This window comes from Roseovarius sp. (assembly GCF_965277045.1).
In the GTDB taxonomy this organism is placed as follows: domain Bacteria; phylum Pseudomonadota; class Alphaproteobacteria; order Rhodobacterales; family Rhodobacteraceae; genus Roseovarius.
The window spans coordinates 3,393,751-3,408,809 of the sequence record NZ_OZ255712.1 but is presented as its reverse complement, the minus strand read 5'-3'; the positions used below and the strand labels follow the sequence as shown (position 1 = coordinate 3,408,809).

The window sequence follows — 15,059 nt, the reverse complement described above, 5'->3', positions numbered from 1 at the left end:
GTCTGAACATTGGATTCCTGAGCCTCCGGTCGCTGCGGTCTGGGGACAAGGACTGCCTTCGGCTAGTCGTTTCCGTTTCGTGCCGTCAAGCAGCGCATGTGGTCCGAAGCCGCAAATCCGACAAATTCTGTCAATTTTACAGAGAATCTGACAAAAACAATCGGAAAATACAATACATCTCCGCGCGATCCTGCGCTATGTGCCGTCGACGCCTGACCCGGCCGAATGCATCCGGGCAGGGGTTTGGCAAAGAACAGCCAGCGGGAATCCGGGCACGTCCTCGGGTGCCGGCAGCGCCATCGCAACGTCGCGGTGCACAGCACGCCAGCACGCCAGCACGCAAGAAATGACAGAAGAATGGAAGCACGTCATGGGGGCACTCTTGAGAAAACACCGAACGTCTTATCCCGGCCCGGCCCGCGCGACCGCGGCACTCCTCGGCTGCACGGCGCTGGTGGCGTTCCCGCTGGCAGCCACGGCGGAGGACGGCACTGGCGGCGAACCCTACCGGCTTGGAACGATCTTCGTCGATGCCGGCGCCGAGGCGGATGACGACGCCAATTCGACCATCGCCAAGGAGCTTTGGACCGGCGGCAAGGTCGCGACCAGCGTTCTTGACACGCCCGCGTCGGTGTCGGTCATCACGCAGAAGGAATTCGAAGAACGCAACGTCGACAAGGTGGAAGACCTGCTGGAATATACCCCCGGCATCGTCACCGATTATTACGGGACCGACGATCGCAACGACTACTACCTCGTGCGCGGTTTCCAGGCCTCCACCTATCGCGACGGACTGACACTGGGAACGATGCGCGGCGTGCGCGAGGAACCATATGCGTTCGAACGGGTCGAGGTGATGAAGGGCGGCAACTCCACCTTGTTCGGCACGTCCGATCCCGGCGGCACCCTCAATTTCGTGACCAAGACGCCGAAATTCGAACGGTTCGGCGAGGTCTACGGCTCTTACGGCACCAACAATCACACCGAGTTGGGCTTCGACTTCGGCGATGTCCTGAACGAGGATCGGACGCTTGCCTACCGTTTCGTGGGGAAGGTGCAGGACTCGGAGCTGGACTATGATTTCTCGCGGGACGACGAGACGTTCCTGCTCGGATCTTTCGCATGGTCGCCCAGCGAGGATACCAAGCTGACCTTCACGCTGGATTATCTAGATCGCGACACCACACCGAACAGCGGCGGTTACCCGATAGACCGGGAATACGACCGCAGCCAGTTCTTCGGCGAGCCCGGTTTCAATTATCACGATGTCGAGCGACTGACGGTGTCGGCCGGGTTCCAGCACGATTTCCGCAACGGTCTGCGGCTGAACGCGAACCTGCGCTACAGCGACCTCACTGACGACTTCGCCTATGTCTACATCTCCGACAACGCGGCCCGTGTCGGAACGATGGTGGACCGTTTCTATTTCGGTACGGACAGCACCGCGGAAGAGGTGATTGGCAACGTGATTTTGCAGTACGACACCAGTTTCGGCAGCGTTGACAGCAGCACGCTGGCCGGGCTGGAGTTTCGTGATGCGTCGACCACCAGCGCGTCGATCTTCGGGGCCTACACGCCGATCGACGTCAACAACCCGGTCTATTCCGGTGCGCCGACCGGGGTCACGCCCTACAGCGTGCAGGAGAACGATTTTTCAACGCAATCGGTCTTCGTTCAACAGAACTTCTCCTTCGCGGACCAATTCATCGTGACAGCGGGCGTGCGTCACGACTGGCTGGACATTACCAACACCGACCGCCTGACGGCGACGACGACAAGCGCCGATTTTTCCGAAACCTCGTGGCGGGGGGCGCTGACCTACAAGATCACGGACCAGATGTCGACCTATGCCAGCTATGTCCAGTCGGTCGCGCCGCCCTCCATCGGCACCGATCCCGAGCGCGGCGAACAGTACGAGATCGGGCTCAAGTACCAACCGCAGAACATAAACGCCCTGTTCACAGCGTCCCTTTACGATCTGACCAAGAAGAACGTCGTGGTGCCGGTTGTGCTGCCCAGCGGCGTGATCGAGCGTCAGACCATCGGTGAATCCCGCGTTCGCGGCCTGGAACTGGAAGCGCGCGCCGAACTGACCCAAGGGCTGACCCTTTCCGGCGGCTACAGTTATCAGGATTCCGAGTTCGTGCGCGGCAATGTCCGTGGCGTGACGGTGGATGGCAACCAGTTCGCGTCGGTGCCCGAGCATATGGCCTCGCTGTGGCTGACCTACGACGTGCCGACGACCGGATCGCTGGGGGACATGTCCGTGGGTCTTGGTGCGCGCTATGTCGGCAGCTATTATTACAATGCCTACAACAACAATGGCAAAAGTCCCGACCAGTTCCTGTTCGATGCGTCCTTCTCATACGAGTTGGCGGAGAACACGGAACTGCAGGTCAATCTCAGCAATATCTTCGACGAGCAGTATGTCGTGGGACGAGGGACGGCGGATTTCTACAACCAGGGCCGGACAATCACGGCTGCCCTGCGCCGCAGTTGGTGACCACTCGTGCCCACGGGCGGCAGGGTCAGTCCGTCTGCCGGGGCCTGCTCCAAAGGTCGGCGCCCCGTCGATCCCGCCGCCAGCTTCCGGGAGTTCTGCCGACAAGCTGGCGGAATGCCCGGGTCAGGTGGGCCTGGTCGGAAAAACCCAGCCGGTCCGCGATGTCCGCCACGCTGAGATCGGTATCGGTCAGAAGGGCCCGCGCCTGTTCAAGCCGCTTGTTCAGCTGCCACTGGTGTGGCGACATGCCGGTCGTGTTCTTGAATACCAGCGAGAACCAGCTTTCCGACAGGTTCACGCTTTCGGCCATCTGCGCGATGCTGAGCCTGTGACCGCGCGCTTGTTCGATGCGCCGCGCAACACGGCGCATCTGCGCCGCGGTCAGTCGGGCGTTGCCGGTTTTCGTGCTTTGCTGGTCCAAGTCCAGCAGTGCCGTGATCAGGCAATTCACCAGGTTCTCGACGAAAAGCCCATGGCGGGTCGGGTTTTCTATTTCCTGAACCAACAAACGCGCCAGCGGCTCGATATCCGTGACGTCGTCGCGCTCGACCGGATTTTCCAACACCTCGATTGCGCTGGAGCGGGGGATCGCGCTGGACAGGAACTGGATCGCCCAGGCGTAGTCGATGTGAATATCAACATGGGCGAACCTGAGCGGTTTGGAAAAACGGGTGCGAAGCTCCATGCCCGCCGGCACGAAGATGGCGCGGGCCAATCGTCCGCTCCCGCTGGCTGTCGTAGCCGAGATCGAACTCATGTCGTCGAAGAAGATGCTCAGCCGTGGGTTGGCCGAGACATACTGCCCCGTGGCACCACGGTCGCCACTGGCTTCCCAATGAGCGACCAGCGCGTTGTCGAACTGGCGCCATTGAACGGGCCGGATACAGTGCAGCTTGTCTGTATGACCGGAAAAGTCGTGATTATAGCCCATTCGGCTCAGGCTCCGCGTGGAAAATGTCGGGATTTGGCTATCCGGCACGCGACAGACGGGGCCAGCGTAGAGTCCAGAATGGCTTGGAACGGTATTATGCCGCCTGAACTGCAGGATAACAAGTCGGGACAGACTGCTCGCGGCCGGTGCATCTTCCCGAACTCCCCGCGGTCAAGACGCCTTCGCCAGTCCGTGCGGGGCGCTGTAACCCGAGAGGCCCCGCGACAAGGTCTGAAGCGACACCGACACACAACGCTCATTCGCCACGGGCTGTTCCTGCAAGCGTTCCCGCCTGATCTTTGGCGCATGACCGGCGCCCGGGCACCGGGCGTGCAAGGCCCGGAGGGAGCCGTGCCGTCAGGCTTTCGGGTCCGATCCGGGCTTTTTGTCAGCGGGGATCTCGACATTGATCTCGAGGCTCGAGATGTCCCTGCTCCGGTCCATCCGGATGTCGACATCTTCGATCTCGATATCGACGTATTTCCGGACCGCCTGCACGATGTCCCGCTGAAGGTCCGGCAGGTAGTCCGGTGTGCCGGAGCCACGGCTGCGTTCATGCGCAAGCAGGATCTGAAGGCGATCCTTGGCCGTCTGTGCCGATTTCGCGCGGCGCGATCCGAGATTGAGGCCGAACAGGTTCATGCCGACCGTCCAAACAGCCGGTGAAAGAGACCCGGGCGACGCTCGCCCGCGATCCGCATTTCCACCTCCTGGCCGGTTAACCGCGCAACCGCGTCCTCGTAGGATCGGGACGCGGCAGAAGGTTCGTCCAGTATGACGGGCGTGCCGATATTCGACGCGCGCAGAACCGCCTGACTTTCGGGAATGATGCCCAGCAAGGGCACTGCCAGGATTTCCAGCACGTCCTCGACCGTCATCATCTCGCCGTTCTCTATCCGCGTCCGGTCGTGGCGTGTCAGCAGGACCTGCGCCTTGACGGGTTCGGAGCCTTCGGTTTCCGCGCGCTGCGTCTGGCTGCTCAGCAGACCAAGTACGCGATCACTGTCCCGCACGGAAGAGACCTCGGGATTGGTCACGACCACGGCCTCGTCGGCGAAATACATCGCGAGCTGCGCGCCGCGTTCGATTCCGGCAGGACTGTCGCAGATGATGTAGTCGAACTCCTGCTTCAGTTCGTTCAGCACTGTCTCGACCCCCTCCTTCGTCAGGGCGTCCTTGTCGCGCGTCTGCGAGGTGGGCAGGATGGAGAGGTTTTCCAACCGCTTGTCACGGATCAGCGCCTGCTTGAGCCGCGCATCACCCTGGATGACGTTGATGAAGTCGAACACCACGCGGCGTTCGCAGCCCATGGTCATGTCGAGGTTACGAAGGCCGACGTCGAAGTCGATCACCACGGTCTTGTAACCCATCTTGGCCAGTCCGGCCGAGATGGCCGCAGCCGAGGTCGTCTTGCCGACGCCGCCCTTGCCCGACGTGATTACGACGACCCGGCCGAGGGGCGGATCCTCCTTCAGTTGCTCCGTCATGTGATCGCCTCCATGCATAGTTTCTCGTCTTCGAGGAAAATTTGAGCGCAACGGCCGCGTGCCTCAGGGGCGAGCGTCTCGCTGGTCTGGTAGAGACCGGCGATAGCCACCAGTTCAGCGTCGAGTTTCCGACAGAAGATGCGCGCTTTCGCGTCGCCATGCGCGCCTGCCATGGCCCGGCCCCGCAAGGTGCCGTAAACATGAATATTGCCGCTGGCGACCAGTTCCGCACCTGACGCCACCGAGCCGACAACGGTCAGGTCGCCACGGTCAGCCAGCACGGTCTGACCCGACCGGACCGGGGCGGTGACGATCTTGTTGTCAGGCGGCAGCAACTTCTCGATCCCACGCTTGCGGCGAGCGCCATCGTTCGGACCCGGTGCATCCCGTCCGGCGGCGACGATCGGAATGAGCCCCATGGCCTGCAGGGCCGGTTGATCCACGGGGCCCGCGTTCTGCACACCGAAAACCAGCAGGTTGCGTTCGCGCAGCGCCTTCGTGAGATCGCGTATCTTTTCGGTCGTGGCGATGCCGGGGGCCTTGGAGAAATCGAGCACCACCGGAGCCTCGGAAAAGAACTGCGGCGTCTGCTGCAACTGTTCGTCCAGTGCCTGGTAAAAGGCGTCGTCAGGCGGCGTACCTTCGAGCCGGATGGCAAGCGCGGTCAGGAACCGACCGCGAATCTGGAATGGTTTGATGATTGCCGGCGCGCCTGCGCGCCGGTCCTTGGCGTGACGGGAAGACACGGTATTGCTCTGCTCCTGCTCTTATCAGGTAGCGACTCGACTCGCTCCATTTTCGCTCTGGCTAATGGGTTGGTCATCGAGTGCCACGTCGAAATTCGGACGAGGGCGGATTTCAGCGGGATGCCGCTGTCCGCGATCGTCCGTGAGCGGATCAGTGTCGCGGCAATGCCTGGACGACAACGATGGTATGGAGAGCGCCGGACACTGGGCGACCTCGTGCTCACGTATGGCCTTCGGAAGCGCGCGCAACATGTCGGCCAGCGCGCTTGGCACGATCTGTCAGCGATCGTGAAAGGGTGTCGAATTGGCGGGATAGAGAAAGAAACCCCGCCGGACAGGATTATCTTAACAGTATCTTTCGGGGGATTCTTGGTGCCCAGGAGAGGACTCGAACCTCCACGTCCATACGGACACTAGCACCTGAAGCTAGCGCGTCTACCAATTCCGCCACCTGGGCAGGTGTCGTGGAGGCGCATTTAGACATCTGGCCGGGGCGTGTCAACGTGGATTCGTGCGGATAATTCGCATTGGTCAATTCGCCTTGTCGATTTCCACCATCACGTCTAGTAGAATGGAACCCAAAGGCGCAGACGGGAGCACCATGATGTCCAGGCTTGTCACCATTTACGGCGGATCGGGGTTTGTGGGGCGGTACATCGCGCGGCGGATGGCACAGAAGGGCTGGCGCGTGCGGGTCGCGGTGCGCCGCCCGCACGAGGCGATCTTCGTCAAGCCCTATGGCGTGGTGGGACAGGTCGCGCCGGTCGCCTGCAACCTTCGCGACGATGATAGCGTGCGCTCGGTGATGCGCGGCGCGGACGCGGTGATCAACTGCGTCGGCACGTTCGACCGGCGGGGCAAGAACAACTTTGACGCCATCCAGGTCGAGGGCGCGCGCCGCGTGGCGAAGATGGCGTCGGAAATGGGCGTTGGCCGCATGGTCCAGATCTCGGCCATCGGCGCCGACGCTGACGGGCCCAGCCTTTACGGTCAGTCCAAGGCCAAGGGCGAAGAGGCCGTGCTGGAGCATATGCCCGAGGCCGTGATCCTGCGCCCCTCGGTCATCTTCGGAGCCGAGGACAACTTCTTTAACCGCTTCGCCGGCATGACGCGGTTTGCGCCCCTTCTGCCCGTGGTCGGTGGCGGCACGAAGTTTCAGCCGGTCTATGTCGACAACGTGGCCGAGGCCGCGGTGATGGGCGCCACCGGCGACGCCGCGCCCGGCATCTATGAACTGGGCGGGCCGGATGTGCACACGTTCCGCGAGTTGATGCAGCAGATGCTGGGTGTCATTCGCCGCCGTCGCCTGATTGTGAACATCCCCTTCGCCCTTGCGCGGCCCCTGGGCATCGTGATGGACGGCGTGGAATTTCTCAGCGGTGGCCTGATCCCGGCACAGATCACGCGCGACCAGGTCGACAGCCTGAAGCGTGACAACGTGGTGTCGGAGGGCGCAAAGGGCCTCGATGCGCTGGGTATCCATCCCACGGCGATGGAGGCGGTGCTGTCCGATTACCTGTGGCGGTTCCGCCCCTCCGGCCAGTATTCGGACATCAAGGAATCGGCGCGCAACCTGCGCCAGGGATGATCCGCCGCGCGATATGGGCGGCGCTCCTGCTTGTTTCCTCGGCGCTCGCGACCGCGGCGCAACCGATCCCGGAACAGCAGGCGCAATTGTTCCTGGATTTTGCACGGGACGTCTCGGGCAATGACCCGCAGGTCATGTCCACCGCCCGCACGCTGATCGAAACGCCGCCCACGACGCTGGAAACCATCGGCTTTTACGGCCTCGAAGACGCCCCGGCGCCCGAACGCACGCTGCGCGGGATCATCAGCCTGCTCGACGCGCAGGGGTATCTGCTGGGACTCGAGGACAAGTACATCTTCGAGATGCCGCTGGTGCTGGAACAGCAGGGGCTGGCCGACTTCGCGGGCGATCCGCGCAAGGATGTGATGGACCTGTTTCCGGGTGAGGTAGACCCTGACTCCGGGCCAACGGCGGATCAGTGGCGCGCCTTCCGCCACGGATTCGGCGGCCATGTTCGCGCGATCGAGAAAGCCATGGCGCGCAAGGGGCATGTGCTCATGTCGCTGGATCTGCCGCTGGGCGACACCTTGCACCTGTGGTGCGCCTCGCCCGCGATGGCCGAGAAGTGGCGCGGCACGGCGCTTTACTTCGGGATCAACACGGTGACGGGGCGGCACTTTTCCACCGTCACGGTCAGCGTGACCGATCCCGCCTGGGACGATTACTGGGGTTTCCTGACCTATGCGCTGTTCATCCCCGAGCGCTATAGCGCCGTGCCGGATTACGAATAGGCCACGATCAGCAGCACGACGCCAAGGATGATCCGGTAGATCACGTAAGGCGTGAACGACACGCTGCGCAAGAGCCGCATCATCAGGGTCAGCGCCAGAAGCGCCGAGACAAAGGCGAACGCGGCGGCGATGGCGCTGTCCCGGATCAGCCCGACATTGGCGGTGTAGACTGCCTCTGCGCCAAGCAACGTGCCGCTTTCGATGATCACGGGGATCGACATCAGCATCGACAGCCGCGCCGCGTCGGACCGCCCGTAGCCCATGAACCGCGCGCCGGTGATCGTGATCCCCGACCGCGAGGTACCGGGGATCAGCGCGATGGCCTGCCAGACGCCCATCACCATGGCATCGCGCAACGTCCAGTCGCGCGTCTCGCGCGTCGCCTCGCCGGCCTGGTCGGACCAGTAGAGCACGATGCCGAAGACCAGCATCGTCCAGCCGATCACGGCGATCGAGCGCATGTCGTCGTCCAGCCCCGTCATCTTCAAGAGCACGCCAAAGGCCACCACGGGGATCGACGACACGATCAGCAGGAAGGCCAGCTTGGACCCTTCCGTGTCGATCCGCCCCGTGACGGCGCGGGGCAGTCCCGACAGCGCCAGTTTCACGTCGGACCAGAAATACAGGATCACGGCGAACAGCGTGCCGACATGCACCGCCACGTCGATCGCCTGTCCCTGGTCGTCCAGTCCGGTCAGGCCCGGCAACAATATCAGGTGACCCGAAGAGGAGACCGGCAGAAACTCGGTTATCCCCTGGATCACGGCGACGAGGATGAGATGGAAAAGCGGCATCTGCCCGACCCTGCTCGTGTCTTTTTTTCCTAGCTATACCGCAATCGGAGTCCGAGGGAAGCGTACATTTATAACCGGATCGGACCTAGTTTTTTGATCAAACTTGACGTGACCCGCCCTTAAAGATAAAAATAATGGAATATAGGTCAACTGTGCTGACTTTATTTTATCACGACCTTGCACTAGACCATGTAGACCGAGGCGATCTTTGGAGAGAATCGTGGCAAAAACACCGATGCTGAAATTCGTGTCCGTCGAGCGGGACATGCCCACCAAGCGCACCTCTGATGCGCGCCGGGAAGATTTCAACGAGATCTATGCGGAATACGCCGACGAAAAGGCCAAGGAGCAGTCCGGCCGGTGCAGCCAGTGCGGCGTGCCCTATTGCCAGAACCATTGCCCGTTGCACAACAACATCCCCGACTGGCTGCGCCTGACCGCCGAGGGGCGGTTGCAGGAGGCCTACGAGGTCAGCCAGGCGACCAACACCTTCCCCGAGATCTGTGGCCGAATCTGCCCCCAGGACCGCCTGTGCGAAGGCAACTGCGTGATCGAGAAATCGGGCCACGGCACCGTCACCATCGGCGCGGTCGAGAAATACATCACCGACACCGCCTGGGAAGAAGGCTGGGTGCAGCCCATCGCGCCCCTCCAGGAGCGCGAGGAAAGCGTCGGCATCATCGGCGCGGGCCCCGGCGGGCTGGCCGCCGCCGACGTGCTGCGCAATGCCGGCGTGCAGGTCACGGTCTATGACCGCTACGACCGCGCGGGCGGGCTGATGACCTACGGTATCCCCGGCTTCAAGCTGGAAAAGCACGTTGTCATGCGCCGCAACGACCAGTTGGAAAAAGGCGGCGTCGAGTTCGTGCTGAACTGTGACGTGGGCACCGACATCACCTTTGATGAGATCCGCCAGAAACACACCGCTGTTCTGATCGCCACGGGCGTTTATAAAAGCCGCGAACTGCCCGGCCCCGGCGCCGGTGCCGCCGGCATCGTGCGCGCCATCGACTATCTCACCGCGTCGAACCGCAAGAGTTTTGGCGACGATGTGCCCGAGTTCGAAAGCGGCGAGCTGAATGCCGAGGGCAAGCGCGTCATCGTGATCGGCGGCGGCGACACCGCGATGGACTGTGTGCGCACCGCGATCCGGCAGGGCGCCACGTCCGTGAAGTGTCTCTATCGCCGCGACAGGGCCAACATGCCGGGCTCGCAGCGCGAGGTGATGAACGCCGAGGAAGAAGGTGTGGAATTCGAGTGGCTTTCCGCCCCCAAGGCGTTCCACGGCGACCCGGTCACGTCGGTCAAGGTGCAGCAGATGCGCCTTGGCTCACCCGACGCGACGGGCCGGCAAAGCCCCGAAGAGATCGAAGGCGCCGATTACGACGAGCCCGCCGATCTGGTGATCAAGGCGCTGGGCTTCGAGGCCGAGGAGCTGCCGACGCTCTGGGGTCAGGACGAGCTGACCGTGACCCGCTGGGGCACGATCCGCGCCGAGTTCACCACCGGCAAGACGTCCCTGCCCGGCGTCTATGCCGTGGGCGACATCGTGCGCGGCGCGTCACTGGTGGTCTGGGCCATCCGCGACGGGCGCGACGCGGCTGAGGCGATCTTGCAGGAGATGGACGCCGGTGCAACGGCGGTGGCGGCGGAATAAGCGTATTTCGACAGCTTAGAGACTGTTTTCCGGGCCATGCCCGCACCCACTGAAAGGGTATTGTGATGACGAAATTCGATGCAAAATGGGCCTCGCGCGAAGAGGAAAAGCGCAAGTGGATGGCCGAGAACGGCATGTATTCGCAGGAAGAAGAACATTCGTCCTGCGGCGTCGGCCTGGTGGTGTCCGTCAATGGCAAGGCCAGCCGCAAGGTGGTCGAGTCCGGGATCGACGCGCTGAAGGCGATCTGGCACCGCGGTGCCGTGGATGCCGACGGCAAGACCGGCGATGGCGCGGGCATTCACATCCAGATCCCCGTGCCGTTCTTCTATGATCAGGTGCAGCGCACCGGCCACGAGCCGCGAGAGAACCAGTTGCTGGCGGTGGGACAGGTGTTTCTGCCGCGCACGGATTTCGGCGCGCAGGAAACCTGCCGGACCATCGTGGAAACCGAAGTGCTGCGCATGGGCCATTACATTTATGGCTGGCGCCACGTGCCGGTGGACATCAGCGTGCTGGGCGAAAAGGCCAACGCCACCCGCCCCGAGATCGAGCAGATCCTGATTTCCAACGCCAAGGGCATCGACGAAGAGGATTTCGAGCGCGAGCTTTACGTCATCCGCCGCCGGATCGAGAAAGCCGCCGCCGCCGCGGGCGTTGGCCAGCTCTATATCGCGTCGCTCAGCTGCCGCAGCATCATCTACAAGGGCATGATGCTGGCGGAGCAGGTCGCGGAATTCTATCCCGATCTCAAGGATGAGCGGTTCAAGTCGAACTTCGCCATCTATCACCAGCGCTATTCCACCAACACCTTCCCGCAATGGTGGCTGGCGCAACCCTTCCGCATGCTCGCCCATAACGGCGAGATCAACACGCTGAAGGGCAACACCAACTGGATGAAAAGCCACGAGATCCGCATGGCCTCGCAATCCTTTGGCGAGATGGCCGAGGACATCAAGCCGATCATCGCGCAAGGATCGTCGGATTCCGCCGCGTTAGACTCTGTTTTCGAGGTTCTGGTGCGCGCCGGGCGCTCGGCGCCCATGGCGAAAACCATGCTGGTGCCAGAAAGCTGGTCGAAGCAGGCCGAGGAACTGCCCGTTGCGTGGCGCGACATGTATTCCTACTGCAACTCGGTGATGGAGCCGTGGGATGGCCCCGCCGCGCTGGCAATGACCGATGGCCGCTGGGTCTGTGCCGGGCTCGACCGGAACGGGTTGCGCCCGATGCGCTATGTCGTGACGGGTGACGGCCTCGTCATCGCAGGGTCCGAGGCCGGAATGGTCCCGATCGACGAGGCGACGGTGCGTGAAAAAGGCGCGCTGGGCCCGGGCCAGATGCTGGCCGTCGACACGCAGAAGGGGCTGCTTTACCACGACACCGAGATCAAGGACAAACTGGCGCGCGCCCTGCCCTTCGACGAATGGGTGGGCAAGATCACCGACCTCGACGAGCAACTGGCCGGCGTGACCGAGACGGCGACATGTTCAGGCACCGACCTGCGCCGCCGCCAGATCGCCGCGGGCTATTCCGTGGAAGAGCTGGAACAGGTTCTCGCCCCCATGGCCGAGGACGGCAAGGAGGTCGTGGCCAGCATGGGCGACGACACGCCCAGCGCGGTCCTGTCCAAGAAATACCGCCCGCTCAGTCACTATTTCCGCCAGAACTTCAGCCAGGTGACCAACCCGCCGATCGACAGCCTGCGCGAATTCCGCGTCATGAGCCTGAAGACCCGGTTCGGCAACCTCAAGAACGTGCTGGATGAATCCAGCGCCCAGACCGAGATCATGGTGCTGGAAAGCCCCTTTGTCGGCAACGCGCAATGGCAGGCCATGCTGGGCTGCCTGAATGCCGACCTGTGCGAGATCGACTGCACCTTCGAGGCCGGCAAAGGCGCGCTCAAGGCCGGGCTGGAACGCATCCGGGCCGAGGCCGAGGATGCCGTGCGCTCGGGTGCCGGGCACATCGTGCTGACCGACCAGGGCGTTTCCGAGACGCGCATCGCCATGCCGATGATCCTGGCGACCAGCGCCGTGCACAGCCACCTCACCCGCAAGGGTCTGCGGACCTTTACCAGCCTGAATGTCCGTTCGGCGGAATGCATCGACCCGCATTACTTTGCCGTCCTGATTGGCGCGGGCGCCACCGTGGTCAACGCCTATCTCGCCGAGGACAGCCTGGCCGACCGGATCGAGCGCGGACTGCTGGACTGCTCGCTGACCGAGGCCGTGGCGCGCTATCGCCTCGCCATCGACCAGGGCCTGCTGAAGATCATGTCGAAGATGGGCATCAGCGTCATCTCGTCCTATCGCGGCGGCCTGAATTTCGAGGCCGTGGGCCTGAGCCGCGCCATGTGTGCCGAGTATTTCCCGGGCCTCACCAGCCGTATTTCCGGCATCGGGATCAGCGGTATCCAGGCCAAGCTGGAGGAAATCCACGCCACCGCCTTCCGCGGCGGCAAGAACGTGCTGCCCATCGGCGGTTTCTACAAGTCGCGCAAATCGGGCGAGACCCACGCCTGGGGCGCGCAGACGATGCACATGATGCAGATGGCCTGCAACAAGGCCAGCTTCGAGCTGTGGAAACGCTACAGCCAGGCGATGCAGGCCAACCCGCCGATTCACCTGCGCGACCTGATGGCGATCAAGCCCATGGGCAACGCCGTGCCGCTGGAAGAGGTGGAAAGCGTCACCGCGATCCGCAAGCGGTTCGTGACGCCGGGCATGTCGCTGGGGGCGCTTTCCCCCGAGGCGCACAAGACCCTCAACGTCGCCATGAACCGCATCGGCGCGCGCTCCGACAGTGGCGAGGGCGGCGAGGATCCGGCGCATTTCGTGCCCGAACCCAACGGCGACAATCCGTCAGCCAAGATCAAGCAGGTCGCCTCGGGCCGCTTCGGCGTGACGGCGGAATACCTCAACCAGTGCGAAGAGCTTGAAATAAAGGTGGCCCAGGGCGCCAAGCCCGGCGAGGGCGGGCAGCTTCCGGGCATGAAGGTGACCAAGCTGATCGCGCGCCTGCGCCACTCGACCGAGGGCGTGACGCTTATTTCACCGCCGCCGCACCACGACATCTACTCGATCGAGGATCTGGCGCAGCTGATCTATGACCTGAAGCAGATCAACCCGATGGTGAAGGTCTGCGTCAAGCTGGTGTCGCAATCCGGCGTCGGCACCATCGCCGCCGGTGTCGCCAAGGCCAAGGCCGACGTGATCCTGATTTCGGGTCACAATGGCGGCACGGGCGCGTCGCCCGCCACGTCGATCAAATATGCCGGCCTGCCCTGGGAAATGGGCCTGACCGAGGCGCACCAAGTTCTGTCGATGAACAACCTGCGCGACCGCATCACCCTGCGGACCGATGGCGGCCTGCGCACCGGGCGCGACATCGTCATGGCCGCGATGATGGGGGCCGAGGAATACGGCATCGGCACCGCCGCCCTCATTGCGATGGGCTGCATCATGGTGCGTCAGTGCCAGTCCAACACCTGCCCCGTGGGCGTGTGTACCCAGGACGAATCTCTGCGTGAAAAGTTCACCGGCAATGCCGACAAGGTGGTGAACCTGATCACCTTCTACGCGCAGGAAGTGCGCGAGATACTGGCCAGCATCGGCGCCCGCAGCCTCGATGACGTGATCGGGCGTGCCGACCTGCTGACCCAGGTCAGCCGTGGGTCGGCGCATCTGGATGATCTCGACCTCAACCCGATGCTGATCACCGTGGATGGAGCGCAGCACATCACCTACGACCGCAACAAGCCGCGCAACGAGGTGCCCGATACGCTGGACGCGGAAATCGTGCGCGACGCCGCGCGGTTCCTCAACGATGGCGAGAAGATGCAGCTTCACTATGCGGTGCAAAACACGCACCGCACCGTGGGCACCCGCGTCAGCAGCCATATCGTCCGCAACTTCGGCATGCGCAACGCGCTGCAACCCGATCACCTGACCGTCAAGCTGACGGGCTCTGCCGGCCAAAGCCTTGGCGCCTTCGCCGCGCCGGGGCTGAAAATAGAGGTGTCGGGCGATGCCAACGACTATGTCGGCAAGGGCCTGTCGGGCGCGACCATCGTGGTGCGCCCGCCCATGGTCAGCCCGCTGGAGGCGGCGGAGAACACGATCATCGGCAACACCGTCCTTTACGGGGCGACCGCGGGCTATCTCTTTGCCGCCGGCCGCGCCGGTGAACGCTTTGCCGTGCGCAACTCGGGCGCCAAGGTCGTGATCGAGGGCTGCGGCAGCAATGGCTGCGAATACATGACCGGCGGCGTGGCCGCGATCCTCGGGCCGGTCGGCGCGAACTTTGCCGCGGGCATGACCGGCGGCATGGCTTTCCTCTATGATCCCGAAGGCGCGACCGACAAGCTGATCAACCGCGAATCCGTGGTGACCTGCCCGGTCACCGAACTGCACTGGCTGACCGAGCTGAAGGACCTGATCGAACGCCATGCCGAGGAAACCGGCAGCGTCAGGGCGCGCGAGATCCTGCAATACTGGGACGCCGAGAAGGACAAGTTCGTCCAGGTCTGCCCGAAGGAGATGCTGGGCAAGCTGGAGCATCCGATCGGCATCGAGGACAGCGCCATTCCCGCGGAATAGGGTCTGATATCGGATCCGGCCGGG

10 protein-coding genes and 1 tRNA gene are annotated in these 15,059 nt (G+C 63.2%); 5 read left to right on the top strand and 6 right to left on the bottom strand.

The window, feature by feature from the left end; all coding sequences use genetic code 11:
• Positions 1-370: 370 nt before the first annotated feature.
• Positions 371-2,503 (top strand): TonB-dependent siderophore receptor, encoded by a 2,133-nt coding sequence (locus ACQY4V_RS16995; RefSeq protein WP_428517281.1) that lies wholly within the window; start codon positions 371-373, stop codon positions 2,501-2,503.
• Between the two features lie 25 nt (positions 2,504-2,528).
• On the opposite strand, the gene ACQY4V_RS16990 is transcribed toward ACQY4V_RS16995, so the two are convergent.
• The 5 genes from ACQY4V_RS16990 to ACQY4V_RS16970 all read right to left on the bottom strand — a co-directional run bounded on the left by ACQY4V_RS16990 (position 2,529) and on the right by ACQY4V_RS16970 (position 6,124).
• Complete coding sequence (locus ACQY4V_RS16990; RefSeq protein ID WP_428513697.1) at positions 2,529-3,434, bottom strand: helix-turn-helix domain-containing protein; 906 nt, start codon at positions 3,432-3,434, stop codon at positions 2,529-2,531.
• 357 nt (positions 3,435-3,791) lie between these two features.
• Positions 3,792-4,076: a cell division topological specificity factor MinE gene (minE, locus tag ACQY4V_RS16985; protein WP_428513695.1), complete on the bottom strand. Its 285-nt coding sequence runs from the start codon at positions 4,074-4,076 to the stop codon at positions 3,792-3,794.
• Positions 4,073-4,921, bottom strand: coding sequence for a septum site-determining protein MinD (minD, locus tag ACQY4V_RS16980; RefSeq protein WP_428513693.1), 849 nt, complete (start codon positions 4,919-4,921; stop codon positions 4,073-4,075). The genes minE and minD overlap by 4 nt, the downstream gene beginning before the upstream one ends.
• Entirely contained in the window at positions 4,918-5,667 is a 750-nt protein-coding gene (gene minC / locus ACQY4V_RS16975; protein WP_428513691.1) for a septum site-determining protein MinC, read from the bottom strand. Before minC ends, minD begins: the two co-directional genes overlap by 4 nt.
• A 370-nt stretch (positions 5,668-6,037) precedes the next feature.
• Positions 6,038-6,124 (bottom strand) — tRNA-Leu (locus ACQY4V_RS16970).
• A gap of 147 nt (positions 6,125-6,271) precedes the next feature.
• Between ACQY4V_RS16970 and ACQY4V_RS16965 the strand changes: the two genes are divergently transcribed.
• On the top strand, positions 6,272-7,255 hold the full coding sequence (locus ACQY4V_RS16965; protein WP_428513689.1) for a complex I NDUFA9 subunit family protein: 984 nt from the start codon (positions 6,272-6,274) through the stop codon (positions 7,253-7,255).
• Complete coding sequence (locus tag ACQY4V_RS16960; protein ID WP_428513687.1) at positions 7,252-7,986, top strand: hypothetical protein; 735 nt, start codon at positions 7,252-7,254, stop codon at positions 7,984-7,986. The genes ACQY4V_RS16965 and ACQY4V_RS16960 overlap by 4 nt, the downstream gene beginning before the upstream one ends.
• On the opposite strand, the gene ACQY4V_RS16955 is transcribed toward ACQY4V_RS16960, so the two are convergent.
• Positions 7,977-8,780, bottom strand: coding sequence for an undecaprenyl-diphosphate phosphatase (locus ACQY4V_RS16955; RefSeq protein WP_428513685.1), 804 nt, complete (start codon positions 8,778-8,780; stop codon positions 7,977-7,979). The two genes, ACQY4V_RS16960 and ACQY4V_RS16955, sit on opposite strands and share 10 nt — an antisense overlap.
• A gap of 220 nt (positions 8,781-9,000) precedes the next feature.
• Between ACQY4V_RS16955 and ACQY4V_RS16950 the strand changes: the two genes are divergently transcribed.
• On the top strand, positions 9,001-10,437 hold the full coding sequence (locus tag ACQY4V_RS16950) for an NAD(P)-dependent oxidoreductase (RefSeq protein ID WP_428513683.1): 1,437 nt from the start codon (positions 9,001-9,003) through the stop codon (positions 10,435-10,437).
• Between the two features lie 65 nt (positions 10,438-10,502).
• On the top strand, positions 10,503-15,035 hold the full coding sequence (gltB, locus tag ACQY4V_RS16945) for a glutamate synthase large subunit (protein WP_428513681.1): 4,533 nt from the start codon (positions 10,503-10,505) through the stop codon (positions 15,033-15,035).
• Positions 15,036-15,059 lie beyond the last annotated feature (24 nt).

Excerpts from the sequence above, each read along its gene's own strand:
- minE (WP_428513695.1), bottom strand. The coding sequence starts at position 4,076 with ATGAACCTGTTCGGCCTCAATCTCGGATCGCGCCGCGCGAAATCGGCA.
- minD (WP_428513693.1), bottom strand. The coding sequence starts at position 4,921 with ATGACGGAGCAACTGAAGGAGGATCCGCCCCTCGGCCGGGTCGTCGTA.
- ACQY4V_RS16960 (WP_428513687.1), top strand. The coding sequence starts at position 7,252 with ATGATCCGCCGCGCGATATGGGCGGCGCTCCTGCTTGTTTCCTCGGCG.
- gltB (WP_428513681.1), top strand. The coding sequence starts at position 10,503 with ATGACGAAATTCGATGCAAAATGGGCCTCGCGCGAAGAGGAAAAGCGC.
- ACQY4V_RS16955 (WP_428513685.1), bottom strand. The coding sequence starts at position 8,780 with ATGCCGCTTTTCCATCTCATCCTCGTCGCCGTGATCCAGGGGATAACC.
- ACQY4V_RS16995 (WP_428517281.1), top strand. The coding sequence starts at position 371 with ATGGGGGCACTCTTGAGAAAACACCGAACGTCTTATCCCGGCCCGGCC.
- ACQY4V_RS16965 (WP_428513689.1), top strand. The coding sequence starts at position 6,272 with ATGTCCAGGCTTGTCACCATTTACGGCGGATCGGGGTTTGTGGGGCGG.
- ACQY4V_RS16990 (WP_428513697.1), bottom strand. The coding sequence starts at position 3,434 with ATGGGCTATAATCACGACTTTTCCGGTCATACAGACAAGCTGCACTGT.